The organism is Pseudomonas mandelii, assembly GCF_024138395.1.
Taxonomy (GTDB): Bacteria; Pseudomonadota; Gammaproteobacteria; order Pseudomonadales; family Pseudomonadaceae; genus Aquipseudomonas; species Aquipseudomonas mandelii_E.
Genome location: NZ_JAMYDU010000016.1, coordinates 61,824 through 87,883 on the forward strand (window position 1 = coordinate 61,824; position 26,060 = coordinate 87,883).

Genomic DNA, 26,060 nt, shown 5'->3' on the forward strand with positions numbered 1-26,060 from the left:
TTGCGTTTCTGTTACAGGGTTATGACCGAATCGGTTGATTCCGATGAAAAGGTGGCACTTTGCTTTGACTCCCGCGCAGCTTGCACGCGATTACGGCCGGCGTCTTTGGCGCGGTATAGCGCTTCGTCCGCCTGGCTGGCCATCAACAAGCTGTCAGAATCTTCGCGCAGTTCGACGACACCGGCGCTGAAAGTGCACCAGAGGTCCTGCGGCTGAGCCGGGTAGTGAATTTCGGCGAAGCGCTGACGGATTTCATCGAGCACCTTGTAGGCCGATTCGATATCAGTGTCCGGCATGACGATGGCGAACTCTTCACCGCCGTAACGGCCGATGAAATCGGTCTTGCGTAGCCGTTGCTTGAGAAACAGCGCCAGGCTCTTGATCACCCGGTCGCCCATGGGATGGCCATGGCTGTCGTTGACCCGTTTGAAATGGTCAATGTCGAGCATCGCAAAGCTCAGCGGCTTGTTTTCACGCCGGGCGCGGAACGAACAGTCTTCGAGCAATTGCAGAATGTGGGTGTGGTTGTACAAGCCGGTCAGGCTGTCGCGCACCATCCGCGCTTTCAGATTGCGTGCCCGCGCCGCGCGGTTGCGCACGGTGGTGATCAGGTGCCGTGGCTTGATCGGCTTGGTCAGGAAATCGTCGCCGCCCTCGCTCATGGCGTCGAGCTGCTTGTCCAGGTCGTCTTCGGCTGACAGATAAATGATCGGCACGCTGACATAGCGGTCGTTATGGCGGATCACCTTGGCCAGTTCAGTACCGGTGCAGGCCGGCATGTACATGTCGAGGATGATCAGGTCTGGCTGGAAATCCGCCAGTTCGGCCATGGCCTGGATCGGTTCGATCAAGGTCCGCGTGACGATCCCGGCGCTGTTGAGCAGGCGTTCGGTGTGCAAGGCCTGGGCGCGGGAGTCGTCGATGATCAGCACTTTATAAGGTTCGTACTGGGCGACGCAGGTCAGGACTTCTATTTTTTCCAGCAGGCTCGAAGCTTCGAGGGTGCCGGTGAGAAATTCCTGGCCGCCGGCGCGCACGGCGGCGAGGCGGGTCGGAGTATCTGTTTCGTGCAGGCTGAAAAACAACAGCGGCAAGGGTTGTTCGAGACCTTCCTGGGCTTCGGCTGCCAGTTTCAGGCCGATGCCGGCGCCACTGAAGTCGACGTCCATGACAATCGCCGCCGGTAGACGCTCGACCATCGAGGAGCGGAACGCGACGACACTGTCGAGGGATTGAGCGCTGAGCCCGAAGAATTCCAGTTGCTTGGCCAGCCGCTCGGCCCGGTCGTGATCCTGCAGCATCACGTAGATCGGCTTGCGCAGCGGCGGCAGGAAGGTTTGTTCGAGCTGATCGCCATGGCGCAGGCCGGTGCGGGACAGACGCTGCATCAGACGATTGAGGTCAGTGATCAGTCCGCTGCTCAGGCGTCCGCGATTGGCGTCGACCGCTTCCAGTGACTGGCCGATGTGGCGCGCCAGCTGGGTGTGTTCCGGTTGCTCGAAACGTTCGGCAAAGCGCAGCAGGCGCAGATTGGCCTCACTCAGCTCCGACAAGTCGGTGGTGGACCATTCGTTGCGTTGCAGGCGTTGCCATATCTCAAGAATTTGACGTGCCTGATGAATTACCCGCTGGGCAAAGTGGTGCTTGAGGCGCTCACGGCTGGGGTCTTCTGGCTCGGTCATATCCTGACTACTAGTTAGGGTGCATGCTGAGATCGACTGGTGGCTCTATGCTAGCACCTCTTTTCGGTTGCATGAGTGTCGTACGTCAATAATCTGCAAAGCGACTTCATTCAGTTTCCGACCGACTGGTCGCATAGGCATCAGAGTTGTGCGCAATATATGTAGCAGCTGGCGCAGCCTGCGTTCGGCTGCGCAGCAGTCGTAAAAACTGAGCGCGAAGTCTTCCTGAAACACCGCATCGTCTGATTTCACGACTGCTGCGCAGCCGAACGCAGGCTGCGCCAGCTGCTACAAGGGGCGTGCTTCATTTATAGTGGCAGCTCGATCGCGGTCATTATGTGGCTCGCTGTGTCTTGCAGGATTTAATGCGCGGCAAATGACGCACGATGGCGTAGGGTTGTGGTCGAACCGATGAACTCAAGTGATTGAAAGGATACCGCCATGCTGGACTGGAAGAACCGCACGGGCAGCGCGCCTGAGCGTGCCGCTGAACCGAAATCGGCCACCCGCAGTTATTTTGGCGGCCTGTTGTTCAGCCGGGCGCTGGCCACTCTGATTGCTCTTTATCTATTGGTGGCGATCGCGCTGGGCTGGTATTGGAGCCAGGAGCCGGCGCTGTTCCCGGTTCAGCAGAATGCCCAGGTGGCGGCCGAGAAAGAAGGCAAGCAAATGGTCGTCGGGTACACCACGGTGGAAACCCTCAAGACCGTTGCCGGTACTTTGCTGAACAAACCGGGTGGCTATATTTCCAACGACCGTTTCCCGCCGGGCCTGTGGATGGACAACATGCCGAGCTGGGAATATGGCGTGCTGGTTCAGGTCCGCGACCTGAGTCGTGCGCTGCGTAAAGACTTCGCCCGTTCCCAGTCGCAGTCCGCCGAAGATGCTGACCTGGCCAAGGCCGAGCCGCGTTTCAACTTCGACAACAAAAGCTGGGTGCTGCCATCCAGTGAATCCGAGTACCTGGAAGGCATCAATTCCCTGAGCCGCTATCAGGCACGTCTGTCGGGGCCTGACCAGAAAAGCGCGCTGTTCTATTCCCGCGCCGACAACCTGAACAACTGGCTGGGTGATGTGGGGACGCGTTTGGGTTCGCTGTCGCAACGGCTGTCGGCCAGCGTGGGCCGGGTCAAGCTAAATACTGCGTTGAAAACCGAAGTGCCGGCGCTGGGTCAGGTGCCGCAGGTTGACGAAGAAGTCGTCGAAACCCCGTGGCTGCAAATCGATAACGTGTTCTACGAAGCCCGTGGTCAGGCCTGGGCGTTGTCCCACCTGCTGCGCGCCATCGAAGTCGACTTCGCCGATGTGCTGGCGAAGAAAAACGCCACGGTCAGCGTGCGTCAGATCATTCGTGAACTGGAAGCCTCGCAAGAACCGGTCTGGAGCCCGATGATTCTCAACGGCAGCGGCTTCGGTGTGCTGGCCAACCACTCGCTGGTCATGGCCAATTACATCTCCCGGGCCAACGCCGCGGTGATCGATTTACGTCAGTTGCTTAGTCAGGGCTGAGCCATGGTTGATAACTCCGTCGATGGGATGCGGGAGGCCGCTCACCGCGCGGCCTCCGATGCCGAACAGATCGCCTGGGTCGACGAGCAGGACAACCTGCTCGGCGCTCTGGTCCGCTCCGACCTGCGCGAACGCGAGCTGATCGGGCGCGGCACCTACATCATGCTGTTCAATTCTGCCGGTGAGCTGTGCGTACACCGGCGCACCCTGAGCAAAGCGATTTACCCCGGTTACTGGGACGTGGCGGCCGGTGGCATGGTGTTGGCCACCGAGACTTACGCGGAGTCGGCGGCCCGCGAGCTGGAAGAGGAATTGGGCGTAAGCGGTGTGGAACTGACCGTCCATGATCACTTTTTCTTCGAAGACACCGGCAACCGACTCTGGTGTTCGGCGTTTTCGGCGGTGTGGGACGGCCCGTTGATCCTGCAGCCGGAAGAAGTGCTTGAAGCGCGCTTCATGCCGATCGATCAGGTCCTGCTGGAAATCACGCAGAAGCCTTATTGCCCGGACTCTCTGGCGGCCTTGCAGCGCTATCTTCGCGCCCAAGGGGATGACGTCGCAAAAGAGCTATAAATTGGCGCCGATTGGCTCTTAGCAAGTCGGCTTTTTGCCGTTACACTGCGCGACCTTTTCAAACTGAACCGGTAATGCTTTTTTGTAGGAGCGAAGCTTGCTCGCGAAAAACGCAAGGACGACACGTGCTGCCTGAAGCCGCGCGTTATCGTTAACGTCCATCGCGAGCAAGCTTCGCTCCTACAGGTTCCGTTTCAGTAGCGCTGCCCCTGCCTGAGTGGGGCTTCGCGGTCGATGGCTCCCTCCCGGGTTGCCGCGACCAGTCTTTGTCCTCCCAAGAGGATTGCCGGTGGCCAAAAAAGCCGCATCCTTCGCCGCCCTTGGTGGCCTGGTATTTTCCACCGACGCAGGTCGTCATTGCCCGGATTGCAGTAAACCGGTGGATGCCTGCATCTGCAAACAGACCGTTATCCCGGCCGGCGACGGCATCGCCCGCGTGCGTCGCGAAAGCAAGGGTCGTGGCGGCAAGACGGTGACCACCATCACTGGCGTGCCGCTGGCCGAAGAGGCGCTCAAGGATCTGGCCACGACGTTGAAAAAACGTTGTGGGACCGGTGGGGCGTTGAAAGACGGAATCATCGAAATCCAGGGCGATCATGTCGAGCTACTCTTGGCCGAGCTGATCAAACACGGTTTCAAAGCGAAGAAGTCCGGCGGCTAGCAGCCTCTGTGAAAACCACCCTCGGCTTGATCCGGCCCCGATTCAATTCTGGTCTGGCGTCGTCTACATGGTTTTCACAGAGCCTGTTCTGACCGGTTTCTAAACTCAGCGCTGAATGCGAGGTCTATGCCCCTTGCATGCAGGCTAATCGTCATTTTCATTCTTTAGACTGCGCCGGCCTGAACTCAAGGCGACGCTCTATGACTTCTTTATAGGGGACTTCAATGTCCGTACGACGCACACGCAAAGACGATGGCAGCCAATGGACAGTTGCGGACAGCCGCAGTGTTTACGGGATTCGCCATTGGGGGGCCGGGTATTTCGCGATCAATGACGCCGGTCGCGTCGAAGTTCGTCCGAACGGTCCGGCCAGTTCGCCTATCGACCTCTTCGAGCAAGTCGATCAACTGCGCAAAAGCGGTTTGTCCTTGCCGTTGCTGGTGCGTTTCCCTGACATCCTGCAAGACCGCGTGCGTCAGCTGACCGGCGCGTTCGACGCCAACATTGAACGCTTGGAATACCAGAGCAAATACACCGCGCTGTACCCGATCAAGGTCAACCAGCAAGAAGCGGTGATCGAAAACATCATCGCCACCCAGAACGTATCGATCGGTCTGGAAGCCGGCTCCAAGCCGGAACTGCTGGCGGTACTGGCGCTGGCGCCGAAGGGCGGCACCATCGTCTGCAACGGTTACAAGGATCGCGAGTTCATCCGTCTGGCGCTGATGGGCCAGAAGCTCGGTCACAACGTGTTCATCGTGATCGAGAAAGAATCCGAAGTCGGTCTGGTGATCGAAGAAGCGGCGTCGCTCAAGGTCAAGCCGCAGGTCGGCCTGCGCGTGCGTCTGTCGTCCCTGGCATCGAGCAAATGGGCAGACACCGGTGGCGAAAAATCCAAGTTCGGCCTGTCGGCGGCGCAACTGCTGTCGGTGGTCGAGCGTTTCCGCGCTGCCGGCCTGGATCAGGGCATTCGCCTGCTGCACTTCCACATGGGCTCGCAGATCGCCAACCTGGCGGACTATCAGCACGGCTTCAAGGAAGCGATCCGTTACTACGGCGAGCTGCGCAACCTTGGCCTGCCGGTGGATCACATCGACGTCGGCGGCGGTTTGGGCGTGGACTACGACGGTACCCACTCGCGTAACGCCAGTTCGATCAACTACGACATGGACGATTACGCCGGTGTCGTGGTCGGAATGCTCAAGGAGTTCTGCGACGCGCAGAGCCTGCCGCATCCGAACATCTTCTCTGAAAGCGGCCGCTCCCTGACCGCCCACCATGCCATGCTGGTGGTTCAGGTAACCGACGTCGAGAAACACAACGACGACGTGCCAAAGATCGAGAACAAGGAAGAGCTGCCGGAAACCGTGCAGTGGCTGGTTGACCTGCTCGGCCCGACCGATATCGAAATGGTCACCGAGACTTACTGGCGCGCCACGCACTACATGAGCGATGTGGCCACTCAATACGCCGATGGCAAGCTGACCCTGGCGCAAAAAGCCCTAGCCGAGCAATGCTACTTCGCCGTTTGCCGTCGCCTGCACAACTCGTTGAAGGCCCGTCAGCGTTCCCACCGTCAGGTGCTCGACGAACTCAACGACAAGCTGGCCGACAAGTACATCTGCAACTTCTCGGTATTCCAGAGCTTGCCGGACACCTGGGCCATCGGCCAGGTCCTGCCGATTCTGCCGTTGCACCGTCTCGACGAAGAGCCGCTGCGCCGTGCGGTACTGCAAGACCTGACCTGCGACTCCGACGGCAAGATCAAGCAGTACGTCGACGAGCAGAGCATCGAGACCAGCTTGCCGGTGCACGGTCTGAACGAAGGCGAAGACTATCTGCTGGGGATTTTCCTGGTGGGTGCCTACCAGGAAATTCTCGGCGACATGCACAACCTGTTCGGTGACACCGATTCGGTAAACATCTACCAGAACGCCGATGGCAGCGTGTATCACGCCGGTATCGAAACCCACGACACCATCGAAGACATGCTGCGTTACGTGCACTTGTCGCCGGAAGAACTGATGACCCACTACCGCGACAAGTGCGCCAGTGCCCGCATCAGCGCCGCCGAGCGCACCCAGTTCCTCGATGCATTGCGTCTGGGCCTGACCCGTTCGTCTTACCTGTCTTCTTGAGGTAAGGCTCCGTTCTCATCGGGTTGTCTGAAAATTCTCCATTCATTGGGGAAATTTCAGATGGCCTGGTGCGGGACTTCCCTTTTTTCACGCGAAATGACCCACACTCCGGCTATCCAAGGGATGTGGTCTTCTTTTCACGTAGGTCATTTCCTAAGTTGTACTTCGGCACTCTACTCGGCCATGTCTCTCAGCGAGAATCCCCGGCCGCCCCTCCTGTAGAGAATCGCCGATGTTCGATCCAGCCAACGAGCCGTCATTTCGTCTGGATATAGCGGGTCTTCCCGATCCCTTTGAGGTCTTGGCCTTTACCGGTAGTGAAGCCATCAGCGAGCCTTTTGTGTTCGAGGTGGATCTGCTGAACGATGACCCCACGCTGGACCTTGCGAACCTGCTGTACCGCTCGGCCTTTTTACACTTCGGGCCCCAAGGGCAGGGTATCCACGGGCAGTTGCTTGGCCTCGTTCAGCTCGGCCATGGTGGCGAACCCAGGCTTTGCCGTGTGCGTCTGGGGCCCAGGCTGGCGTGTCTGGCGCAGCGCTTCAATCAGCGAATCTTCAGCCAGCGCTCGGTGCCGGAGATTCTCGCTCAGGTGCTCAAGGAGCACGGTATTGCCGGCAAGGATCGGCGCTTCGACCTGAGCAGCGATTACCCGTCCCATGATTTCTGCACGCAATACCGAGAATCAGACCTGCAATTTTTCCAGCGTCTGTGCGCCCAGGAACGACTTCATTACTACTTCGAACACTGCGCACGCGGGCACTGTCTGGTTTTCGGCGATGGCCTGGGGCAGTTCAGTCGTGGCGAAGAGAGCGTCTTCGAGGGTGAGAACGAACGACCCGGTGTGCATCAGTTCAAGCTGCACGGGTGCGGGCAAATCGCCGAAGGCCAGACGAATCTGGCGACGTTGCGCAGCGGCCAACTGATGCCGCTGTCCGGCCATCCCTGTGTGGACTGGAATCGTCTCTGGCTACTGACCCATGTCGAGCATCAGGGGGGGCAGGAGGGGGCTCCCTATAGCAATCAACTGCGCGCCGTTGTGCAGGAAGTGCCTTTCGTGGCGCCTCATTCGGGCGTGAAACCCAGGATGCACAGCCTGCAGCGGGCGTGGGTGGTCGAGGTCGATGAGTCACAACCGGATCTGTCCAGACCGGTGGCCGTGCAGTTTGACTGGCTTTACCAAGGGGAGGGCGCAGCGCCCAGTCACTGCTGGTTACCGTTGGCTCCCGAGCTGGAAGGCGCGGGTACCCTGCCATTGAGTGAAGGGGCGCAGGTGCTGGTGAGCTTTATCGAAGGCGATCCGGATCAGCCCTTGATCAGCGGGTTTCTTCCCGGCGCAACGTCGGGCGCACAGGCAGTCATACCCGACCTATCACCCTCTTTGACGACCGATGTCAGCCCGGTGCTCGAGGGCTTGCTGGGTTTGCTGCAATCCAGCGAGCCCTTGGCGCTCCTGTGCCTGCTACCCGGGGGCGGCAGTTTTAGTCACTGCGCGCAAGCCTTTTGCACCTGCCGGGCGGCGATGCAGCTCGACCAGAGCGGTGCGGCATGATCGCCGCTCAAGCGGTCGACCCGACCCCGCAATGGCTGTTGCTCGATGTGCCGGGCGTGCCTCAGGCCGGCGCGAATTTACGGCAACAGTTTGCTTATGTCCGATCATTCCGCCTGTTCGAAGGCACCGAATTTCACCCCTTGCGTGAGCACGGGCCGGTGTTGGTCGACCTTCGCGAATGCCCGGCACTGGCCGAGCTGTGCCAAAGTGCGCCACACATCTGGAGCGGATTGCTGCTAGCCAGTGAAGCAACGCCATCGCAGCTGCTGGAGCATTTGCGACGCATGCTCACAGTCACTTTGAGTCTGCATCACCGGGCCTTGTTGAGTTACTACAACCCACACACGGCGAGTTATTTTTTCGATGCCTGCGATGCGCAGGAGTTGAGTCGCTGGCTCGGTCCGATCGATCAATTGCGCTGGTTCGGTGGCACCTGGGCCGACCGGGCGATAGGCTGCCAGGGCTGGCAGCAGTTGTTCAATCCGCGGCTTGCCGTCCGGCCGCTGGCCATCGAAGAAAACCTCAGCCCGCGTCAGCGAGATACCTTGCAAACCTGCCTGCTGGAACAACACGCCTGGCGCTGGAGCCGATCCACCAACACCGACTACAACAGTGTGTGGGCTTACTTGCAGGAAGGGCTGGCGCTGGGTTTCAGCGAACGTCCGGTGCTCGATGGCTGGTTATGGCTGCGCTTGCAGCATCCCGACGCAGTGGCCGGGCGTCCATTGTCGGGAGGCACACAGCAGGAGCGTCTCGATAGCCTGCGCAACCTGTGGCAGAACGACCAACCCTGAATGAGCGAAAGGCCGGCCCCTCGTCATCCTTTTAACCAGCTGTCGTGCTTGCGCAAGTACCAGGCGAACGCGCCGAGGGTCAGGCTGCGCAGCAACATGAACAACAGGAAGGTTATCCACAATCCATGGTTGCCCAAGCCTTGCAGCGCCCAGGCGAAGGGCAGCAGCAGGATCACCGTCAGCAGCATGCCGTTGCGCATTTCCCGGGCGCGGGTGGCGCCGATGAAGAGGCCGTCGAGCAGGTAACTCCAGACGGCAATCAGCGGCAGCACCGCGAGGTAAGGCAGATAAAGGAAAGCAGTGTCGCGCACGCTCTGGATGTCGGTCTGCATCTCGATGAACAGATGCCCGGCGAACAGAAACAACAAGGCAAACCCCAGACTCGCCAGCAATGACCAACCGCACGCCACCACCAATGAGCGGCGCAGGGCCTCTCGGTCGCGAGCACCGATGGCGTGTCCGCAAAGGGCTTCTACGGCATGAGCCAAACCGTCCAGGGCATGCGCGGTCAGCAGCAGGCCGTTGAGCAGCAAGGCGTTGGCGGCGACCGTGGCATCGCCCAGTCGAGCACCCTGCACGGTGATCAGGAAAAACACCGACTGCAACGCCAGACTGCGGATGAAGATGTCGCGATTGACCGCCAGCAATGGGCGCCAACTCTGCCACAACGCCAGCGCGGCCCAGGCGATATGGCCGGGGTAGGCGCGCAGGGCTTTGCGGGTCATGAACAGGCCGATCAGTGCGCCGGTCCACTCGGCGATCACCGAGGCCCGGGCCGCGCCGACCACGCCCCAATCCAGGCCGAGCACGAACCACAGGTTCAGCGCGATATTGACCAGGTTGGTGCTCAGCAGAATCGCCAGCGGAGCCCGAGCGTTCTGGGTACCGAGGAACCAGCCCACCAGCGCGTAGCTGGCCAGCGCCGCCGGCAAGCCGAACAGCCGCGTATGGAAGAACTCGCGGGTGAGCTGATCCAGCTCCGCCGACGGTTGCATGAAGTGCAACGCGAGCCCGCTCAACGGCACGCCCACGGCGCCCAACAAAATGGCCAGGCCCATGGCCAACAACAGACCCTGGAGCAAAATCTGCCGCAACGCTGCGCCATCCCCGCGCCCGGCAGCCTGGGCGGCGAACCCGGTGGAGCCCATACGCAGAAAGCCCATGGCCCACGCGAGAAAGGTATACAGGCTGGCGCCTACCGCGACAGCACCGAGCTGATGAGCATGGGGCAGGTGGCCAACGACGGTACTGTCGACCAGCGCCACCAGCGGTACGGAAATGTTCGAGAGAATCATCGGGGCGGCGAGCGCCCAGACTCGACGATGGGTCGGACGGTCGCGCCAGTCGGCAATCAGGTTGGACATGCAGGCTCCTTGGGGGCGCCTGCATTGTAGCGGTTGATTGTGTTCAGCTAAGTGAACGCAATCTACAAAACATCAAAGATCCATGTGGGAGCGAGCTTGCTCGCGATAGCGGACTGACAGTCAACTTGCATGTTGGATATGCTGGCGTCATCGCGAGCAAGCTCGCTCCCACAGGGATTTGTGGGATTAATGAACAATCCAGCTCAGCAACCACAACCCCAGCAACAACCAGATAATCCCCATGATGATCGACGCGTTCATGAAGGCGCGGATCGCCGCCCACAGCAGCATCAGCCCGATGATCAGTGTGATGATGCTGACGATCGAAGTGTCCATGCCCAGCGCCTGGGCCAACCCTTCGACAAAATTACTGCCAGCGTTGCTCAACAGATTGAACAGACCACTGAGGGCATCGATGATGAACCGGATGGCCGAACCGATTATCTGGCCGAGCCATTCGAAAAAGCTTTCTACCTGCATGTATACGTCCTGATGGAGTAGTGGCGTGGTTGCCGGATCCGAGCGTTGGGCTATTGTTCGTGCTGTTGAGTTCCCAACTGTTCAAGTATGGCGCAAACATCTTTGTAGCAGCTGCCGAAGGCTGCGTTCGGCTGCGAAGCAGTCGTCAGTCCTGCATCCTCGTTAAAACTGAAAGATCCTGGTGCCCGGTTTTGCGACTGCTGCGCAGCCGAACGCAGCCTTCGGCAGCTGCTACGTAGACCTTGCCTTCGCCCGTCATCCCCTTGAAGCTATACGCCTTCAGGAGAGCCCGATGAACCTTGTTGAACTGACCGAACGCCTGCACGCCATTCGCGACCGCAATGACTGGCGGCAATTTCACAGCCCGAAAAACCTGGCCATGGCCGCGAGCGTGGAAATGTCCGAGCTGGTGGAGATTTTCCAGTGGCTGACCGAAGATCAGTCACGCCAGTTGCCGGCAGACAAGCTCGCCCATGCCGGGCAGGAAATCGGCGACATCGTGCTGTATCTACTGCTGCTATGCAGCGAGTTGGGGTTGGACATGAATGAAGTGGTGCGCAGCAAACTCGTGGACAGCGAACGGCGGTTCAGCTAATGAGCGACCGTCATTTCGATCAACTGGCGACGCGCTTCGCCGAAAAAATCTACGGGGGCGCCAAAGGTGCGATCCGTCTCGCGGTGCTGCAAGCCGACCTGGCCGAAACCCTGCCGGATCGCCCGTTGCGCGTACTGGACATCGGCGCCGGCCTGGGCCACATGTCGTTATGGCTGGCCGAGCGCGGTCATCAGGTGACCCTCGCCGAGCCTGCCGAACCGATGCTTGAAGGCGCCCGTCAGCGTTTCGCCGAAGCCGGGCAGACGGCGACCTTCATTCAGGCGCCGTGGCAGGATCTGCTCGGTCAGCTCACCGAACCCTACGATCTGGTGCTGTGCCACGCCGTGCTGGAATGGCTGGCCGAACCCCATGCGATTTTGCCGGTACTGCATCAGTTGACGAAGCCGGACGGCTGGTTGTCCCTGGCGTTCTACAACCGCGATGCGTTGATCTACCGCAACCTGCTCAAGGGCCATTTCCGCAAGATGCGCAAGAACGATATGGCCGGCGAGAAGCAGAGCCTGACCCCGCAGCAGCCGCTGGATCCACGGGAACTGGCGGCGCAACTTGAGAGCATGTGGCAGGTCGAAACTCAAAGTGGGGTGCGGGTTTTTTACGATTATATGCCGGTGGAATTCCAGGCCCGCGTCCAACTGCCGGACTTGCTGGAAATGGAACTGGCCCACCGTCGTCACCCAAGCTTCGCCGGGCTTGGGCGCTATTTGCACTGGATCTGCCGGCCGATCTGAGCGGAGTGCGAAATGAAAAGTCGTTCAGGGTTACTGATGATCTGCCTCGGGTTGGCGGCCTGTCAGGGCAGCAACCCTTATGTCGCGACGTCCAATCCTCTGCCGCCGGCACCGCCTCAAGCCGCCACGACCTTCGACCGTAGCGCCTACCCGGCGCCGCCACGGGATTACGGGCGTTATCGCAGCTGGGCCTGGCTCAACGGGCGCCTGCCATCGGGCACGGCCTGGGCCGACTCGGCACAGGTGGCCGAAGCCGTTAGCAATGCCCTCGATCAACGCGGCTTGCGCCCGTTGCACGACAACCGCCCGGCGGACCTGTTGGTCAGTGCCGATTTGCGCCTGGAAACCCGTTTGCGTCAGGTGCAGGACGACTACGGTTATGGTGGCGGTTACTACGGCGGTGGTTATGGCGGTTACAACCGCTACGGCAGCGGTTACGGCATGTACAACACGGTGCCGGTCATCCGTACTTATCAGGTACAAGTCGTGGTGGTGCGCGTCGATCTGTTCGACGCCAGCACCGGCCAGCCGGTATGGAGTGCCAGTGCCGAAACCAGCAGTCAGGGCCGCCAGAGCGAGCGTGCCGATGCCATACGCGAAGCTGTCGAAAAGGCCATGTCGGCGTATCCTCCTAGTTAGCTTCCTTTACCGGAAGCGTCCCGCAGGCGCATGTCTTCTATCGGAGAAAAATCATGTCCCGCCGTCTCGTTTTACTGGCCATGGCCGCGCTGCTCACTGCCTGCGCCGCCAACCAGATCAATCATGATTTCGACGCCAGCCGCGACTTTGCCGCCTATCGTAGCTGGAGCTGGAAAGAGCCCGCCGTGCAATACCGTCCCGATGATCCACGGATCAAGAGTGACCTGACTGAACAACGCATTCGCCAGTCCGTTGCCGATCAGCTGGATCAGCGTGGCTTGCGTCCGGCCGCTGCCGGTGCCCGCTCGGACCTGAAGGTGCAGGCCTATCTGGTGGTCGAAGATCGTCAACAACAGGTGACCACTAACTATGGCGGCGGCTGGGGTGGTCCATGGCACGGCTACGGCTACTGGGGCGGGCCGATGTACGAAACCCGCAACATCAGCTACAAGGTGGCGACCATTCAGGTCGACCTGCTCGATGGCAAGGATGGCAAACTGGTATGGCGCGGCAGCGACGAACAGACGCTCAGCCGCGCACCGAACCCGCAGGATCGCAGCAATAAAATCCACGAGACGGTCGGGCGGATATTGGCTAACTATCCACCGCGCTAAACGCTGAACTATCCAGCACCACAGCCCCCTGTAGGAGCGAGCGATGCGGCGATCCGACTTGCCCGCGAAGAACGATAACGCGTAATGCCTGAAAAACCGCGGTGTCTTCTTCGCGGGCAAACCTCGCTCCTACAGATCTTCGTCATCACACAAGCCCACTATAAGTTGGTGAAATGGCATGTTGCCAGCAATCTGGCGGACCCTTGTCTACACTGCTTCACATCGTTGGAGGTAGCCCTCGGCAGTGCGCCGGCAAAGGAGTGTGCCATGTCTCCCCGCTTGCAGTTTCGTAGCCCGGCCCGGCAACGGGGAGCGATCGGTTTGATGGCGGTACTGGCGCTGGGCATGGCCTTGGTGTTCTTGCTGGTCGTGATCGACAGCGGCCGCCTGTACCTGGAAAAACGCAGCTTGCAACGGGTCGCGGATATGGCCGCGCTGGAGGCCGCCACGCGCAACGGTGATTGCGCCACGGGTGCCACCGCTACCGCTTATGCCACCGCCAGCGCAAACCGCAACTATTTCACGCTTCCTGACCCCACGCGCAGCTTGGCGGTAACCTGTGGCACCTTGAGCCTGGACGCCAATAATCTTCGGGTTTTTACGGCTAATCCGAGCAGTAGCGAAGCCATTCGGGTGAGTGTCAGCCATTCGATCCTGCAAAGTTTCGCCGGTGGTATGGGTGCCCTGTTCGGCGGTGCTCCGGCCGGCGCGCCCCTCAACCTGACCGCGACCGCCGTCGCAGCGTTGCCGCCACCGCTGGCATCGCTGACTATCCGCACGACGGCGCTGAGTATCGATACCAGCAAGTCGGCCATCCTTAATGGGCTGTTCGGTGGTTTGCTGGGCGGCAACCTGAACCTCTCCGTGGCAGGCTGGAACGGTTTGCTGAACACCAACATCAGCCTGCTGAGTTACCTCGATCGACTGAAGGTCGACCTCGGTGTCAACGCCGCCGGATATAACCAGGTATTGGGGACTTCGGTGGCCGTCAGCCAGTTGATCCAGACTGCCGTCAATGTGCTGGACCCCAATGGCACTCTCGGTGCGACGGCGACCATCGTCGGTCTGCAAGCACTCAAGGTTGCCGCGGGCTCAACGACCGTGGTGCTGGGCAATTTGTTGCACGTGGAGAATGGCAGCAATATGTCGGCGTTGGCGACCAGTGTGAGCGTGTTCAACCTGATCGAAGGCATCGTGCAACTGGCCAATAAGCAAAACGGTCTGGTGGCGACGCTGCCGATCAATCTGGCGGGGCTGGCGCAAATCACGGCTCGGGTGCAGGTCCTGGAGCCGCCGCAACTCTCCGCGATCGGCAATCCGAAAAAGGCTGCACTGAACCCCTTGGGACCTGACCGGATTTACGTGAGAACCGCGCAGGTGCGCACATTGCTATCGATCGACTTGCCGGCCCTCGACGCCATCGTGGCGCTGGTAAATGCGGTAACCGATCTGGCAGGACCGCTGACCAACACCCTCAACGCGTTGCTCAATCTCAATCTGGTGGCGGTGCTCAATTCATTGACCTGTGCCTTGGGCGCGCCCTGCCAGACACCCGACATCAAGCTATTGCCGGGGCCAATACGGCTCGACGTGGCGCTGGAGGTCGCGAGTGCCAGCAGTTACGTCACGGCCTACAGCTGCGTCAGCAACACCAATAAAACCCTGACCACCAGCACCAGTACATCGCTGGTGAACCTGAAAATCGGCCGGATCGATTCGGCCAGTATGTTCGGCAGCAACACCACACCACCGGCGGTCACGGTGCAGCCGTTGAAGGTGATCGATATCGGGATCAAAACCTGTCGCAGGCTTCTGTTTTTGCCCATCACCTGCGATCCGCGTGTGCCCGGCGTCGGTGGAGGCATCAGTATCGTTGCCGACAGCAGCATGACCAGCGTGGCGGCGAACACCAACATTCCCCACGTCTACTCCGCACCACCCGCCACCAGCCTGCCGGAAATCAACCAGCCACCGTTCTACTACTCGTTCACCACCAGCAGTATCGTCAGCAGTTTGCTCAACACCCCGCTTAACATTCACGTGGACATGTATGGCCCGTCGGGCAGTCTCGTTGGCGGTCTGGGGGCGATTCTGAGCAGCGTGACCAACTTGCTGATCAGTGCGATCAACAGCGTGCTCAGCCCATTGCTCGACAGCTTGATCAACACCTTACTGTTAAGCCTGGGGATCGATTTGAACAAGGTCGACGTCGGCGCCAACCTCAGCTGTCACTCGGGGCGCGCGACGCTGGTGATCTGATCCGTGGCAATCGGCAACTCGATACAAAACCGCGCGCCCTCGGTCGAGTTTCTTACACTCAACTTACCGCCCATGTTTTCGACGATGCCGTAACTCACCGACAACCCGAGTCCGGTGCCAACGCCCACCGGTTTGGTGGTGAAGAACGGTTCGAAAATCCGCTCCAGTAGCCGTGGATCGATACCGCCGCCGTTGTCCTCGACCCACAGTCGCACCGAATGTTCATCACGTTCGGCATACACCGAAATCCATGGTTTGAACTCCCGGTCGGCTTCGCGTTTGCTCAACAATGCATCCCGCGCATTGACCATCAGATTGATCAGCACCTGTTCCAGCTGATCGACGTAACCGCGCACCTGCACTTCAAATCCGGTCTCGCTGACCCGCAGCTCGACGCCTTTGCCGCGCATGCCTTCGGAGAGAAGCGACAGCGTGCCCTCGATGGCTTGAGCCGGATTGAACGGGTGCTGCTCAATCTCCGAACGCCGACCGAACACCCGCATGTGATCCACCACCCGCGCCGCGCGCTGGACTTGCGCGTCGATGCGGTTGAGCTTGTCTGTCAGGTAATCGATTTGCGCATCGCCATTGCTCAGGCGCTTGAGCACATTGACGATGGCCATGCGCATCACGTTCAGCGGCTGATTGATTTCATGCGCCAGCCCGGTGGCCATTTCGCCGAGGGTGGCCATTTTCGCGCTTTGGGTGAGCTGTTGCTGGGCGCGCCGGACTTCGGTGTTGTCACGGCCCACGGCTTGAATCTCCAGCAAGCGACCCTGCTCGTCGAACACCCCGCGATCCGACCAGACCCACCACGCGTGTTCCCGTCCCGGCAGTTGCAGGTTGATTTCCGCGGTGCTGACTGGGAACTCCGGGGTCAGTCGACTGAGGCGCTGGAGGAATGCTTCGCGCTGTTCCGGCGACATCCAACTGCCCAGGTTCACCCCCGGCAATTGCTCGGGCTGGCATTCCAGGTAGGTCGCCAGCGGGCGGTTGCCGAAGGTCAGTGTCAGGTCTGGAAGGTAGCGGCAAATCATCGCCGGGGAATCTTCCACCAGGATCCGATAGCGCTCTTCACTCTGTTTCACTTTCTCGGCGGCCAGAGTCGCTTCGGTGACATCCAGCCACAGCCCCACAGCTTCCACCGGCAGCCCGAGGTCGTCGCGCAGCAGTTTGGCTTCGTCGAGCAGCCAGTGGTAATCGCCGCGACTGTCGCGCAGCCGATAACGGGCGCGCACTGAGCCTTCGCGCAGCAGTTGTCGGGTGCGCTCGAAGTAGCGATCGCGGTCTTCGTGATGGACCCGTTCCACCAGCGTGCCAGCGGCACAATCGGCTAGCGACCAACCGAGTAGCGGCAACAGGCTGTCGCTGAAAAATGTCGGTTGCAGCGCACCTTCGACATAGCGCTGCACGTAGATCACCGCCGGTGAACTGGCGATCAGATTGTCCAGCCGGGCATGGGCGGCAGCGGCGCTCTGCTCCTGATTTTTGATGTCGCTGATGTCGAGCATGAAACCCACCAGCCGCCGGTTTTTGCCGATGCCCAAGGCCTGGCCTTGCAGTCGATACCAGATCGGCGTTTGCGCCGCGTCGGGGCGATGCAGGCGCACGCACAGCAGCAACGGCGCGCCTTCGTCCTGCAAGGTTTGCAGGCGAATCGTCAGCTCTTCACGGTCGGCGGGGTGGATCTGTTCGAGCCAGTCGTGCAGCGGCAAACGAGTACTCGCAAGGTTCAACGTATTGGCGAGCGACGGCGCCAATTGCACCTCGAGGGTGTCGCTGAAGACCTCCCACCAGCCAGTGCCAAGCAAGGCTTGCAGAGACTCCAGCCGCTCCAGTTGCAGATGGTGCTGATGCTCGCGCAAGCGCTCAAGCAACGGGCCGGCCAAGGCTGCGGTGAGTTGCAACCAGTCGCGCTCGCTCAGGTCGGGAGCACGCTGTTGCACCGGGTAGAAACCACAGAGCAACCAGGCGACCACGCCCAGGGCATTGTGGTAAGGCACCGCGAACCCTTCTGCATTGCCGAAGATGCTTTGCAGGCGCGGGTGTTCGCTGGGGATCAGTTGCTGAGGGGCGGAGCCATTCAAACTGTCGAGGCCGGTGCCCAGGCGTTGATCGATTTCCCACAATCCGGGGGCATCGAAGGCCGCGTAATGCTGGTGGATCAGCCAACCCTCTGCCTGTTCGTCGAGCAAGGCCATGGCGATGCACGGGATCTGAAAGCGCTGGGCCAGACCTTGCAGTTGCTCCGCCAGCACTTCGGGCAAGCGTGTCAGGCTGCACAGACGCAACTGTTCGCTGATCTGCGCCGCGAGTAACTGGCATTGTTCGCGGCTGCGCGCTTGTCGACGTTCGAGCAGCAGGTCGCCGATGTCGATCAACTGCAACAGCCAGTTTTCGCCCAATGGCTGCACCCAGCCACGCAGATGCAGCGGTTGTTCGCCGAGGCTGAAAAAATCCAGGTCCAGACTCTGTCCCTGCCACTCGGCAGGCGTGCCTTCGACCGACAGGCCGCTATGGGGCATGAGGTAATCGAGCAGGTGCGGTGCCTGCGCGCCGGGTATTTGTTGCGCCAGCAGATGCCGCAGCGGGCCGCTCAGTTGCATTACTCGGCCCTCGTCATTCAGATGCAACTGCAAACCGACACGTTGCACGCTCGGCGTGTCCGCACTGTTCGAGGGCTGTGGCGGTTGGCGATTGAGCAGGCGCCCGAAGAGCTTGTCTCCGGAACTCAAAATTGCAGGCTCGATCGAGCGGTAAGGGTCGCCGGCAGATTGGGCACCGAACCGATCCCCGGCAGCACCAGAAACGGCAGGACCTGATTCAGTTTACTGGTGGGGTAGTTGATGGTGACCGTGAGCACGCCACCGGTGTAAGTGGCACTGGCGTCGGTGGCCACATTGAAGTTCAACGCGGCGGGAATCCAGGCCAACTGCCGGGTCAGTTCGGTGGTAGCCACGGTTTGCACAGCGGTGGCGTAATTGGCGGTGCTCGGGTCCAGCGCCACACTGCGGCGCACTGCTTCGGCCGTCGATTGATTGAACGATTGCATCAGCAACAGCGGGAGGCTGTAACTGACCACCCCATAAAACACGGCGAAGAAGATGATGAACACCAAGGCGAACTCAATTGCCACGGCACCTTTTTGTTTGCGGGGGAGGCCTGTTTTCATGAGTGCGTCTACCCTGACCATCACGACGTAGTATCAGCATAGAATCATTCAGCCAAAACGGATGTTTTTTACCGGATGCAGAACTTGGTCCTACTTATCTGGCTGACGCTTTGCGCAGCACAGGATGTCCGGGAGCGGCACATCGCCAATGGTCTGACCCTTGGTGCAGGTGTGTTGGCGCTGATATATCTGTTGTGGACGGGCACCACATGGTTGGGGGCCGAAGCGGTGCAGGGCGGCTGGGCTTTGTTGTTGGCTCTGGCCTTCACCTTGCCCGGTTATGCATTGAAACGTCTGGGGGCGGGCGACGTGAAACTGATGGCGACGCTGGGCCTTGCGACGGACGGTATGCACCTGCTCGGCGGCTTCATCGGCGCCGGATTGGCCAGCGCGTTCTGGCTGCTGTTGGCGCCAAGACTCTGGCTGTATATGGGACAGGGGCTTAGGGATCGTCTTCGTTACCTGGAACCAGGAGCGTCAAAAAAGCAGCCCTTTGCGCCATTCGTACTGGTGGGCATGTTGCTCACACTGGTCTGGATGCATTAGTCGCCGGGCAATATTCGTTCTATGTACATAGTTGGAAAGTGCGTCTACTTTCAAAACAGTTGTTGTACAGCCTTTGGAAGTGGGTACAGGAACGGTCAAGCCTGGAGTGACACGTGAACAAGCTGATATCGGCAATAAAAGTCCTTGTGGTCGATGACGAACCATTGATTGTCGAAGAACTGTGCGAGTTCATCGAGCGCAATGGTTATCGCTGTGTTCCTTGTCAGTCCGGCAAGCAGTCGATCGAGCGTTTCAATGAATATGAAGATATCGGTCTGGTGCTCTGTGATTTGCAGATGCCTGACATGGATGGCATTCAACTCGTCCAGGCGCTGCAACGGTTGTCCGGCAAGCACCGGGCGTTCGAGGCGATCATGCTCACCGGCCGCGCAGACAAGCAGGATGTGATCAAGGCCTTGCGTGCCGGGTTCGCTGATTACTATCAAAAGCCGATTGATCTGGCTGAGTTACTTGAAGGTTTGCAGCGTCAGGAAGCGGTCTTGCAGGAGCGGCAGAAAAACCTGCAGTTGGGGCATTTGAGTCAGAAGCTGCAGTACCTTTGTGAGTCGATCGACGAGCTGTATCAGGACCTGGACAAGGTTCGTCGGGGGCCGTCCTCGGTGCCTTTGTCTGATTCGGCTGAGGGTGCATTCAGTGAGGCGCAGCGGGTGGAAATGCCGGCGGTTTTCAATCAGCTGTCGCCGCGGCAGTTGGAGGTGGCGCGGTTGGTGGGCAAGGGGCAGACCAATTATCAGATCGCTTGTGAGTTGGGGATTACCGAGAACACGGTGAAGCTTTATGTGTCGCAGGTGTTGCGGTTGACGCATATGCATAATCGCACGCAGGTGGCGTTGGCGTTGTCGCCTGGTAGTGCCGCTGCGCGGCGGCTTACTGCGCACTAGTCGAATACGCTGAGGGCTTGCTCGCGAAGGCGGCCTTACAGCCGACCTGTATTTTGGTTGACTGAGTACATATCCATTTCTGCGGTAACGGCCGCTTATGGTTTCGCCCTTACGGCGAGTCCCTTTTGGCAAACGCCCCAAAAGGAACCAAAAGGTCTCGCCCCAAGCGTACGGCCCCTCGCTAAGGCTCGGCGTTCCTTCGCTCCGGTATCCATCTGGGGGCATCGCCCTACGGTTGGCTTCGCTTCAACCTACATGCGATGAGTTCGACTGCGTCGAACGGCGCTGCGCGCCAATCCCCAGATGAACACCTCCGCTCAGCCTCCCGAAGGGGCGGGCAGATCAAAATCAAAAGCGGCAGGCGAGCTAACGCTCGGCCTGTTGAGTGGTGAGGAGCGAGTGTACGCCGCTCCACTTTGTAGGAGCGAGGCTTGCCCGCGAAGGCGGCCTCACAACCGACCAATCTCCCCCAGACATACGCCGCCCCACTTGTAGGAGCGAGGCTTGCCCGCGAAGGCGGCCTCACAACCGACCAATCTCCCTCAGACATACGCCAACCCACTGTGAGAGCGAGCCTGCTCGCGATGGCGGCCTTACAGACAATGATGTTTAACGATCGGTAAAAACATCAGAACCTTCCCACATGTTTTTCAGGTTGCCCGTCGGACGCTGCGTCTCTAGCCTTTGTCCGTCGCTGACATTTCAGCGATCGGGCGTCGCGGCTCGATTCTTGAGGCATAATCGCTCCACCAAACAACAACACTTTTGGGTGTCTGTCGTTTCGTGTCATGGCGACTGTGCGCGGGATACCTTCGGGTATGCCGAGCTGCCTCGGGGATCGGTCCGCGAACCCGCGTACAGCTGCCACCCCAAATTGCATCGCGGCAATTTGGAAGTGGCTCCATTTCATCCCAGAGGTGTAATCATGTTCAAAGCAACCCCGAATCCCCCAGAAACCGACAACGTTTCCCCTTACGAATCTGCTGATTCAAAAAAATTCCACGACGCCGCTAACCGCGCGCTCGACCACTACCTCAATCCCACCCCAAACAAAACCGAACGCCGCAAGCCAAGCAGGATGTTTATGGTTGCGCCGGACATGGACAACGAAAGCCTGCTGGCCCATGTCTGCGAATCGCTGGCTTCTGCTAGTGTCATGACCAGCGACATTGCCGCGTATGTCGACGCCCCGCAGCGGCATACGATTCTGGCGATTCAGCAGGTCATCATGCTGGCTGAGCTGGCGGTGAATCGAATGCTGGATAACGTCGACATACCAAAACCCGCGCCACACAGCTGATCCCCTTGTAGGAGCGAGGCTTGCCCGCGAAGGCTTTCCAAGATTCAACATTTAAGTCATCTGACACACCGCTTTCGCGAGCAAGCTCAGCTCCTACAGTTGAGCTGGGTACATCTGTGAGAGATTGGTCGACTGACACATAGCTTTCGCGGGCAAGCCTCGCTCCTACGGGATCGCCGTTGGCCTTTCAACGACCAAAGGCCCGGCCCAAAGCGCTGAAGCTGGGGCCGGCCAGTACGATCAGCAATGCCGGGAAGAGAAACAACATCATCACGACGGACATTTTCGCGGACATCTTGGAGATGTATTCCTGCAAGCGTGTCAGGCGCCGGTCATCGAGCAGTAGCTTGAGCCCCAGCAGTGATTTCATGGCGCCGCCGCCCTGGTGGATCAATTGCTGAAGAATCACGCAGGTGTCAGTGAACTCGTCCACCGCCAGTAACTGGGTGGCCTTGTTCAGTTCTTCACCCAGTTCCAGACCGGAATCGACCCGGGTCAGTATCAGGCGCAGCTCGTGAGTCAGGGCTGGCAGTAATTGTTTGCCTTCGATGCTTAGCACTCGCAGCGACTGCTCCACCGCCATGCCGGATTCGAACAGAATGCGCAGCAGTGGGATGAAGGTCGAAATCTCGATCGCCAGTTGTCTTTGCCGACGGTGTGCGGCAGCGGCCAGCAAGCGTTTGGGCAGCAAGTAACCGAGGGCAGTGGCGAAGGCCGGGGTGATCCAAAGGTTATTCACCTGCGGGAAGAACACGCTCTGGATCAACAGACTCAGGACCAACGCAAGCACCGGTATGCCGATCTGGCAGGCGGCGAACAGCGAGCGTTGCCGGGCGCTGCGCCAGCCGAGGCGGTTGAGCAGCATTTGGGTTTCGTTGTCCAGCTTGACCGAGCGCTGACCGATGCGGCTGTCGCCCAGCACTTGCAACCAGTGACGGACGCGATGGTCGCTCAGTGGTTTGCCGTCGAGTCGTTGAGCCACCTGGCGAGCACGTCGATGTTGGTCCAGCAGGCCACTGAGCAGCAACAACGTGGCCGCCAGAAACATCAGTGCGCTGATCAGCAGGGCTATTTTCATACGCTACGCAACATGCGCCACAGCGCCAGGCAACCCACGACCTGCAGGCCGAACGCGGTCGCGAGCATCATTTGCCCCGAGCTGCTGTTCCACATGGCGAGCAGGTATTTCGGATTGGACAGCAAGAAGTAGGCGGCGAGCCCCACGGGCATCAGGGCCAGCACTATCGCCGTGATGCGGGTTTCGCCCGTCATGGCGCGCAATTGGCGCGCAGCCTGGTCTCGTTCGCGGATCATTTTGATCAGGTTCTCAAACAGCTCACTGGCATTGCCGCCGTAGCGGTGATTGACCTTCAGGCCCAGCGCGAACAAGCGAAACTCGTCTTTCTCGTACAGTTCGGCGAAGTCCGTGACAGCGTCAGGCAGGCTGACGCCCAGGTGCACGTTGCGCTGAACCCGGCCCATGGCGTTTTTCAGTGGGTCTTCGGCGGCGTCGATGGCGACCAGTACCGCATCGGCCAGGGTGCGTCCGGACTTCAAACTGCGCACTGTGTGATCGAGCAACGACGGCAGTTGTTCGATCATGCGCTTGAGTCGGCGCTGATAGCACCAACTGATGTACAGCCGCAAAGCCAGGGGCGGCATCAGCAACAACGCCAGCAAACCGATCCAGCCCGCGAGGGCAAACCCCAGCAAGATTCCCAACGCCCAGAGCAACAGCCACAACCCCAGGCGTTCGGTGGGACGACCGAGACCGGCGCGCAGAAAGGCTCGTTCCAGGCCAGCCCAGGATGATTTCGCCACCGCCAGTTGCGGTTGCCCCTGCATCAAGCGACCGAGGGTTCGATCGATGCCGGTCTGGCGCAGACCGTTGTAGAACAAACGGATCGACAAGCCCAGCAACGTCAGGCAAATCAGGATGAGCAGCGCCGGTTTGAGCATGCTGTGATCCTTCAGTGCGATAAGGGAGAGAGCGCCGATTCGCGACGCAGTTTATCGCCGGCGGGGTTGACCGCCTCGCGCAGGAAACCGAAGCCGGTGCGTCGGTCGAAGCGAAACAGCGTATTGGTCACATACACGTCATCACGAATACCGACGACTTCCACCACTTCGCTGACGCAGCGGCGGCCATCGGGCAGGCGCGTCAGTTGGATCACCACGTCCAGCGCCGCGCAGATCATTTGCCGCAGGGTGCGTTCGGCGATGGAGCGCCCGGTCAGGCCTACCAGCGTCTCCAGGCGCAACAGCGCATCCTGGGCATTGTTGGCGTGCACGGTACTCATGGAACCGTCGTGCCCGGTGTTCATCGCGGTGAGCACGTCGACCACTTCGACGCCGCGAATCTCGCCGAGGATGATCCGGTCCGGGCGCATCCGCAGCGCGTTGCGAATCAGATCGCTGGCCTTCACTTCGCCGTGGCCTTCGGCATTCGGCGGTCGGGTTTCCAGGCGCACCACGTGAGGATGACCGAGTTGCAATTCGGCGACGTCTTCGATGGTGACCAGACGTTCGTGAGGGGCGATCAACTGGCTGAGAATGTTCAGCAGCGTGGTCTTGCCGGTGCCGGTACCGCCGCTGACAAGGATGTTGCAGCGCTTGCCCACAGCCTCCTGAATAAATTCGAAGATCGCCTGATCGATAGTCTGCATCGCCATCAGGTCGGAGCTTTTGAGCATGTCCTTGCGGAATTTTCGAATCGACAGGCACGGGCCATCGAGGGCAATGGGCGGGATGATCGCGTTGACCCGGCTGCCGTCGGGCAGGCGCGCATCGACCATCGGTGAAGACTCGTCGAGCCGTCGGCCCAGAGGCGCGAGAATTCGTTGCATCACCCGCTCGACATGATGGTCGTCGATGAAGCGCAGGTCACTCAGGTGCAGAACGCCCTCGCGCTCGACGAACACCCGGTGCGGGCCGTTGACCAGGATCTCGGTCACCGCCGAGTCGCGTAGCAGCACCTCCAGCGGGCCGAAGCCGGTGAGCTCGTCGACGATCTCCTCAGCCAGTCGCTCCATCTCATAACGGGAAATCGCCAAGTGCAGACGGGCGATGTACTCGCCGACTTTGTCGATGACGAACTGCGACAGCATTTGCCGCGAACCTTCCAGCAGGTTTTTCCCGGACTCTTCGATGGCGTCGATGATGTAGCGGTGCAGCACCAGTTTCAGGCCTTCGTGGTCGGTATTACCGGCTGGCCCGTGGGAGGGCGCGCCGAAGAGTTTTTCCCCGCTCATGGCGCGCCCCTCAATCGGTCGAACCAGCCGGTCTTGGGTTTGTCCGGGTCTTCGGAGCGTTTGGCCAGTCGTTCGCCGAGGGCGCGCAGGCTTTGGGTCAGGTTTTCACGCGGGGCCAATTCGAACAGGCTCACTCCCTGATTCTTGGCGTTGAGCCGCACTTCCGGGCTGTAGGCAAAGACCGCGATAACCTCCATGCCGAAGCTTTTGCCCAAGGTGTCGGAGTCTGGCGCGACGCTGCGCAGATAGCGGTCCACCAGCAACCTGGCGTGATCGAGCTTGAGGCCTTTTTCGCGCCAGCGGCTGAGCACCTCAAGGTTGCGTCGACAGTCGAGCACATTCTGATCGGTGTACCACAGCAACTTGTCGCAATGGCTGACGAAGGTGCGCAAGGCTTCGCTGTCCGACTGGCCGGTGAGGTTCACCACGATGTGCTGGAAATGTTGACGCAAGGCACTGAGCAGCATGTACAGCTCGGCGGCACTGGTCTGTTCCAGCGGTTCGTCGTTGCTGGCGTAGGCGAGAATCCGCAGCCCGGCATCACAGGTGGTGAAGGCACTGTCGATCAGGGTCGCGTCGAGGCGCCTCAGATGTCGCAACGCATCGCCAAAATGAAATGAGCTCTCCAGCCCCAGCAACGCAAGGCTGTCGCCACGCGGCAGGCCCAGATCCAGCAACAGTGTCTGCTGGCCGCTCTTTTGCACCACGTTCGCCAAGTGGTTGGCGAGCAACGCTCCGTCGGCATTGCTCTGCGCTCCGTAAAGCACGGTCAGGCCACCCTGTTGACTCTGTTGCGTGTTCGGCGACACGGTCGGCAGGCGTTTGCTCAGGCGTCGCACCAGGCCGGCCACTTCACTGGAACGCGAGCCGTAAGAGACGAAATCCCGCGCGCCGGCACGCATGGCATTGAGCACGAGTTGGTTATCCATGCCGTCGCCCAAGGCAACGATCGCCAGCATCGGTTTGGCTTCCAGGGCACCCTCGATCAACGCGCTCTGGGCTACCACATGTTCACGGTCCAGACCCACGAACACCAGGCTGGCGCAGGTCACGTCTACCAGGGTCAAGAGTTCATCGAGGTTGCCGCCGCCGGCGCTGATCACTCGGCCCAAAGGGGCAAGCGCACCTTGCAGCCACTCGAAGTCGGTGCTGTTGCGCGTGATCGCGAGGAACGTCTGACTCAGGTTCTGGGGTTGGCTCATTGCAATAACCCGCTGCATTTATCGAAGCCGTTGTCGAGCAAGTACTGCGTGAAACGTCTGCGCATGGAAAAGCGTCCT

The 26,060-nt window shown here is 60.0% G+C and carries 23 protein-coding genes; 14 read left to right on the forward strand and 9 right to left on the reverse strand.

Annotated features, from left to right (window positions below; genetic code table 11):
- Nucleotides 1-11 precede the first annotated feature (11 nt).
- Entirely contained in the window at nt 12-1,682 is a 1,671-nt protein-coding gene (gcbA, locus tag NHU87_RS20680) for a diguanylate cyclase GcbA (protein ID WP_253552110.1), read from the reverse strand.
- A 441-nt stretch (nt 1,683-2,123) separates the two neighbouring features.
- On the opposite strand from gcbA, the gene NHU87_RS20685 reads away from it, so the two are divergent.
- From NHU87_RS20685 to NHU87_RS20710, 6 genes are all read left to right on the forward strand, one after another.
- Complete coding sequence (locus tag NHU87_RS20685) at nt 2,124-3,191, forward strand: DUF2333 family protein (protein WP_253552112.1); 1,068 nt, start codon at nt 2,124-2,126, stop codon at nt 3,189-3,191.
- 3 nt (nt 3,192-3,194) lie between these two features.
- On the forward strand, nt 3,195-3,764 hold the full coding sequence (locus tag NHU87_RS20690) for an NUDIX hydrolase (RefSeq protein ID WP_253552114.1): 570 nt from the start codon (nt 3,195-3,197) through the stop codon (nt 3,762-3,764).
- A gap of 289 nt (nt 3,765-4,053) precedes the next feature.
- A complete protein-coding gene (locus NHU87_RS20695; protein WP_074873454.1) occupies nt 4,054-4,425 on the forward strand; it encodes a translation initiation factor Sui1 in 372 nt (123 codons plus the stop codon).
- A 224-nt stretch (nt 4,426-4,649) separates the two neighbouring features.
- The gene (gene speA, locus NHU87_RS20700) at nt 4,650-6,563 is read left to right on the forward strand and encodes an arginine decarboxylase (RefSeq protein ID WP_253552116.1); all 1,914 of its coding nucleotides are present in this window, start codon (nt 4,650-4,652) and stop codon (nt 6,561-6,563) included.
- Nucleotides 6,564-6,795: 232 nt separating this feature from the next.
- The gene (locus NHU87_RS20705; RefSeq protein ID WP_253552118.1) at nt 6,796-8,115 is read left to right on the forward strand and encodes a contractile injection system protein, VgrG/Pvc8 family; all 1,320 of its coding nucleotides are present in this window, start codon (nt 6,796-6,798) and stop codon (nt 8,113-8,115) included.
- Nucleotides 8,112-8,909: a DUF4123 domain-containing protein gene (locus tag NHU87_RS20710; RefSeq protein ID WP_253552120.1), complete on the forward strand. Its 798-nt coding sequence runs from the start codon at nt 8,112-8,114 to the stop codon at nt 8,907-8,909. The genes NHU87_RS20705 and NHU87_RS20710 overlap by 4 nt, the downstream gene beginning before the upstream one ends.
- 23 nt (nt 8,910-8,932) lie before the next feature.
- Here NHU87_RS20710 and NHU87_RS20715 read toward each other — a convergent pair whose 3' ends face one another.
- Together NHU87_RS20715 and NHU87_RS20720 are read right to left on the reverse strand one after the other, a co-directional pair.
- Complete coding sequence (locus NHU87_RS20715) at nt 8,933-10,273, reverse strand: MATE family efflux transporter (protein ID WP_253552122.1); 1,341 nt, start codon at nt 10,271-10,273, stop codon at nt 8,933-8,935.
- Between the two features lie 186 nt (nt 10,274-10,459).
- Complete coding sequence (locus NHU87_RS20720) at nt 10,460-10,753, reverse strand: hypothetical protein (RefSeq protein WP_008011267.1); 294 nt, start codon at nt 10,751-10,753, stop codon at nt 10,460-10,462.
- 292 nt (nt 10,754-11,045) lie between these two features.
- Here NHU87_RS20720 and NHU87_RS20725 point away from each other — a divergent pair, with 292 nt between their 5' ends.
- The 5 genes from NHU87_RS20725 to NHU87_RS20745 all read left to right on the forward strand — a co-directional run bounded on the left by NHU87_RS20725 (nt 11,046) and on the right by NHU87_RS20745 (nt 15,609).
- Nucleotides 11,046-11,348 (forward strand): MazG-like family protein, encoded by a 303-nt coding sequence (locus NHU87_RS20725; RefSeq protein WP_253552124.1) that lies wholly within the window; start codon nt 11,046-11,048, stop codon nt 11,346-11,348.
- Nucleotides 11,348-12,097 carry a methyltransferase domain-containing protein gene (locus NHU87_RS20730; protein ID WP_253552126.1) on the forward strand — a complete coding sequence of 250 codons (750 nt, stop codon included), beginning with the start codon at nt 11,348-11,350 and terminating at the stop codon, nt 12,095-12,097. Before NHU87_RS20725 ends, NHU87_RS20730 begins: the two co-directional genes overlap by 1 nt.
- A gap of 12 nt (nt 12,098-12,109) precedes the next feature.
- Nucleotides 12,110-12,736 (forward strand): DUF4136 domain-containing protein, encoded by a 627-nt coding sequence (locus tag NHU87_RS20735; RefSeq protein ID WP_253552128.1) that lies wholly within the window; start codon nt 12,110-12,112, stop codon nt 12,734-12,736.
- Between the two features lie 53 nt (nt 12,737-12,789).
- Nucleotides 12,790-13,350 (forward strand): DUF4136 domain-containing protein, encoded by a 561-nt coding sequence (locus tag NHU87_RS20740; protein ID WP_253552129.1) that lies wholly within the window; start codon nt 12,790-12,792, stop codon nt 13,348-13,350.
- Between the two features lie 267 nt (nt 13,351-13,617).
- Nucleotides 13,618-15,609 (forward strand): pilus assembly protein TadG-related protein, encoded by a 1,992-nt coding sequence (locus tag NHU87_RS20745; RefSeq protein WP_253552130.1) that lies wholly within the window; start codon nt 13,618-13,620, stop codon nt 15,607-15,609.
- Here NHU87_RS20745 and NHU87_RS20750 read toward each other — a convergent pair.
- On the reverse strand, nt 15,579-18,344 hold the full coding sequence (locus NHU87_RS20750; RefSeq protein ID WP_253552131.1) for an ATP-binding protein: 2,766 nt from the start codon (nt 18,342-18,344) through the stop codon (nt 15,579-15,581). The two genes, NHU87_RS20745 and NHU87_RS20750, sit on opposite strands and share 31 nt — an antisense overlap.
- Nucleotides 18,341-18,781: a TadE/TadG family type IV pilus assembly protein gene (locus NHU87_RS20755; RefSeq protein ID WP_253552132.1), complete on the reverse strand. Its 441-nt coding sequence runs from the start codon at nt 18,779-18,781 to the stop codon at nt 18,341-18,343. The genes NHU87_RS20750 and NHU87_RS20755 overlap by 4 nt, the downstream gene beginning before the upstream one ends.
- Before the next feature lie 75 nt (nt 18,782-18,856).
- Between NHU87_RS20755 and NHU87_RS20760 the strand changes: the two genes are divergently transcribed.
- The 3 genes from NHU87_RS20760 to NHU87_RS20770 all read left to right on the forward strand — a co-directional run bounded on the left by NHU87_RS20760 (nt 18,857) and on the right by NHU87_RS20770 (nt 21,529).
- On the forward strand, nt 18,857-19,327 hold the full coding sequence (locus NHU87_RS20760; RefSeq protein WP_253552133.1) for a prepilin peptidase: 471 nt from the start codon (nt 18,857-18,859) through the stop codon (nt 19,325-19,327).
- Nucleotides 19,328-19,440: 113 nt separating this feature from the next.
- Nucleotides 19,441-20,229 carry a response regulator gene (locus NHU87_RS20765; protein ID WP_253552134.1) on the forward strand — a complete coding sequence of 263 codons (789 nt, stop codon included), beginning with the start codon at nt 19,441-19,443 and terminating at the stop codon, nt 20,227-20,229.
- Between the two features lie 925 nt (nt 20,230-21,154).
- A complete protein-coding gene (locus NHU87_RS20770; protein ID WP_253552136.1) occupies nt 21,155-21,529 on the forward strand; it encodes a DUF6124 family protein in 375 nt (124 codons plus the stop codon).
- A gap of 187 nt (nt 21,530-21,716) precedes the next feature.
- On the opposite strand, the gene NHU87_RS20775 is transcribed toward NHU87_RS20770, so the two are convergent.
- The 4 genes from NHU87_RS20775 to NHU87_RS20790 are packed head-to-tail and all read right to left on the reverse strand — an operon-like array spanning nt 21,717 to nt 25,982.
- Complete coding sequence (locus tag NHU87_RS20775; RefSeq protein WP_253552138.1) at nt 21,717-22,607, reverse strand: type II secretion system F family protein; 891 nt, start codon at nt 22,605-22,607, stop codon at nt 21,717-21,719.
- Complete coding sequence (locus NHU87_RS20780) at nt 22,604-23,488, reverse strand: type II secretion system F family protein (RefSeq protein ID WP_253552140.1); 885 nt, start codon at nt 23,486-23,488, stop codon at nt 22,604-22,606. Before NHU87_RS20780 ends, NHU87_RS20775 begins: the two co-directional genes overlap by 4 nt.
- Before the next feature lie 11 nt (nt 23,489-23,499).
- Nucleotides 23,500-24,780 (reverse strand): CpaF family protein, encoded by a 1,281-nt coding sequence (locus tag NHU87_RS20785; RefSeq protein ID WP_253552142.1) that lies wholly within the window; start codon nt 24,778-24,780, stop codon nt 23,500-23,502.
- Complete coding sequence (locus NHU87_RS20790; RefSeq protein WP_253552144.1) at nt 24,777-25,982, reverse strand: AAA family ATPase; 1,206 nt, start codon at nt 25,980-25,982, stop codon at nt 24,777-24,779. Before NHU87_RS20790 ends, NHU87_RS20785 begins: the two co-directional genes overlap by 4 nt.
- Between the last annotated feature and the right edge of the window lie 78 nt (nt 25,983-26,060).